Raw genomic sequence first — 2,825 nt, forward strand, 5'->3', positions numbered from 1 at the left:
TCCTCGAACTTGATGCTGACATCAAGGCCCTTGGCGGTGAAGCAGCCAAGGTCGCTGGCGATATGGACAGGCGCAAATCCCAGCCATGTCGGCGCCAGGATGCGGATCTGGTCGGCGCTGAGGGCGAGCTGCGAACTGGCGAGCAGCAGGGCTGCGGACAAGGCGGTGCCTGGTAACGGTTTCATGATTGTTCCCCAATTTTGTTCCGTACAGGCTCGCGATTTCTGACATTGATGTAAATGAGTTTATTTAGAACGATACATCGAATAACATCGATGTATCGTTCTGTGCATCATGGGGAATGGCATGCGCCGGCTGGACAATATCGATATCCGCCTGCTGCGCGTTTTCGTGGCGCTGGCCGATTCAGGCGGGTTCGCCGCTGCGCAAATCACGCTCAACCTGTCACAGCCGACGCTGAGCACGCATCTGGCGGAGCTGGAGAAACGCATCGGTGCCCAACTCTGCCATCGCGGGCGCAAGCAATTCCGCCTGACCGAGGTTGGACAGGCAACCTACGATGCGGCGCAGAGGCTGTTCCGCGACCTTGACGATTTCGGACATCGCATCAATGCAGCCAGCGGCAGCCTGTCGGGCCGCTTGCGGGTCGGCACGTCGGATGGGGTCTTCACCAGTGGCGAACTGGGTATCCAGCACGCGCTCAGCCGCTTCATGGGGCCCGATTCCGACGTCTTCATCGACCTTTCGGTGGGTACGCCGTCCGAACTCGAGCAACAAGTTGCCGATGGCGGTCGCGACGTTGTCATCGGGCCGCTGTCGCAGAAAGCGCCTGGGGTTGTCTATCGCGACTATTGCGGCGAACCGCATCTTCTCTATTGCGGCCGCCGGCATCCGCTCTTTGCGATGCCCGATTCAAGGATCGATCAAGGCGCCGTCGATGCCGCGCGGTTCTCGGTGCGCAGCTATCGACATTTCGACGACCTCTACCTGGTCGGCCATCCCAAGGCGAGTGCATCGGTCGTGCACATGGAAGCGCAGTTGATGCTGATCCTGTCGGGCAACTTCATCGGCTTTCTGCCATGCCATTTTGCCGATCCCTGGGTCGCCGCCGGAGACATGCGGGCGATCAAGCCAAGGGCCTATTCGTTCAGTTCCATACACCGCGTCGCCTATCGCAAGACCGACGCCCAGCGCTCGCTTGTTCAGGCGTTTCTCGGTGCATTGTTCGATGCAACGCCCGTGGCGGGATAGGGCGACATGCAAGCGCGCCACCGGCGAAGATCACAAAGAGGTTTGCAGGGCCTGCAATGACCGCGTCATGTTTTCCCTGGCCTGCGGTTCGAAGCGCTGGCGAAACTCTTCAGTGTGGAAGATGTGCGGGCGGGCGAGGAAAGTCTTCAGGACAGCACTGCGTCCGGCCCGCCACATTGGCTCCTCCACCCAGTGGTACTCGCGCCGCACGGCGCGCTCATAGGCGTCGAAGGCGTCCGGCGCGGCTCCCAGGATCGACAGATCCATATCCAGGAAAAGACTTGCGTCCCGTGTGGCCGCCGCGTCTTCGAACGGCGGCACCTGGTGCGTGGCGGTGGCGACGATCATTGCCGAGATGCGGTTGAGGCGTGAAGGATTTGCGCGGCCCGCCAGCTTTTTCTCGGCAAGGGCAGCACTTTGCGCCTCATTGTCCTTGGCCTTGCTGTCATAGATGGCATCGTGGAACCAGATCGCCGCTTCGATCGCCTCGGGGTCGCCGAGCAATCCTCGATAGTCGCCAGCGAGTGCCAGCATCGCCTCGATATGGGCAAGGTTGTGGTAGTGGCGGCCCTGTGCCCGGTAGAGCGCCGAAAGCTCGCTTTTCAGCGCGTCGTCGATCAAGGGTTCGTTTTCCATGGCTGCTTGAATTCCCGCGAACCAAATCCATTTGACAAAGCACTAAGGAAAATTGAGTTCAATCGTGCTATGATCTGGCTTATATGTGCGGCCAGGCAACAGGCAAGCACAACAGGCAAGCCAGGCAGGACGCAGGACGAGACGGCGATGAACAGCATCAGCATTTCCCGACACAGCGCATTGAAGCCGGTCGATCCGATCTGGCGTTCGATCCGCGACGAGGCCATGGAGGCTGTCAACCGCGACCCGCTGCTCGCTGCATTCCTCTATTCGACCATCCTCAACCAGGACAGCCTGGAAGAAGCAGTCATTCATCGGCTGGCCGAGCGGCTGGCGCACCAGGACATCGGCTCCGATCTCATCCGCCAGACCTTCAAGTCCATGCTGGCCGACGACAAGGAGTGGCCGACGACGGTGCGTGTCGACATCCAGGCCTATTACGATCGCGATCCGGCCTGCGACCGCTTCATCATGCCTGTGCTCTATTTCAAGGGTTTCCACGCCATCCAGACCCATCGGCTGGCGCATTGGCTGTGGAACCAGGGGCGCAAGGATTTCGCGCTCTATCTGCAGAGCCGCTCGTCCTCGGTCTTCCAGACCGACATCAACCCCGCCGCCCGCATCGGCAAGGGCATCTTCATCGACCACGCCACCGGCCTCGTGGTCGGCGAGACCGCTGTCATCGAGGACGACGTGTCGATCCTGCATGGCGTGACGCTGGGCGGCACCGGCAAGGCCGGCGGCGACCGCCACCCCAAGATCCGCTACGGCGTGCTGATCGGCGCCGGCGCCAAGATCCTCGGCAACATCGAAATCGGCCATTGCTCGAAGATAGCGGCCGGCTCGGTGGTGCTGTCGCCTGTGCCGCACAACAAGACGGTTGCCGGCGTGCCGGCCCGCGTCGTCGGTGAGACCGGCTGCGATCAGCCGTCGCGCCAGATGGACCAGCTTCTGCCGTCGCAGACGATGGATCAGGT

General features: G+C 61.4%; 3 protein-coding genes and 1 pseudogene. 2 read left to right on the top strand and 2 right to left on the bottom strand.

What is annotated here, in order from left to right; all coding sequences use genetic code 11:
- Window positions 1-185 (bottom strand): annotated as a pseudogene (locus EN984_RS29510) (myristoyl transferase); the annotation flags it as partial.
- A gap of 121 nt (window positions 186-306) precedes the next feature.
- Between EN984_RS29510 and EN984_RS29515 the strand changes: the two are divergent.
- Window positions 307-1,212: a LysR family transcriptional regulator gene (locus EN984_RS29515; protein WP_127268139.1), complete on the top strand. Its 906-nt coding sequence runs from the start codon at window positions 307-309 to the stop codon at window positions 1,210-1,212.
- A gap of 30 nt (window positions 1,213-1,242) precedes the next feature.
- Here EN984_RS29515 and EN984_RS29520 read toward each other — a convergent pair whose 3' ends face one another.
- Complete coding sequence (locus tag EN984_RS29520; RefSeq protein WP_127268140.1) at window positions 1,243-1,848, bottom strand: hypothetical protein; 606 nt, start codon at window positions 1,846-1,848, stop codon at window positions 1,243-1,245.
- A gap of 147 nt (window positions 1,849-1,995) precedes the next feature.
- On the opposite strand from EN984_RS29520, the gene cysE reads away from it, so the two are divergent.
- The coding region (gene cysE / locus EN984_RS29525) for a serine O-acetyltransferase (protein ID WP_127384153.1) at window positions 1,996-2,825 on the top strand (830 nt) is incomplete at its 3' end.

This window comes from Mesorhizobium sp. M7A.F.Ca.CA.004.12.1.1 (assembly GCF_003997835.1).
In the GTDB taxonomy this organism is placed as follows: domain Bacteria; phylum Pseudomonadota; class Alphaproteobacteria; order Rhizobiales; family Rhizobiaceae; genus Mesorhizobium.

Bases quoted from the DNA above. Each gene is read 5' to 3' on its own strand.
- EN984_RS29520 (WP_127268140.1), bottom strand. From the start codon at position 1,848: ATGGAAAACGAACCCTTGATCGACGACGCGCTGAAAAGCGAGCTTTCG.
- EN984_RS29515 (WP_127268139.1), top strand. From the start codon at position 307: ATGCGCCGGCTGGACAATATCGATATCCGCCTGCTGCGCGTTTTCGTG.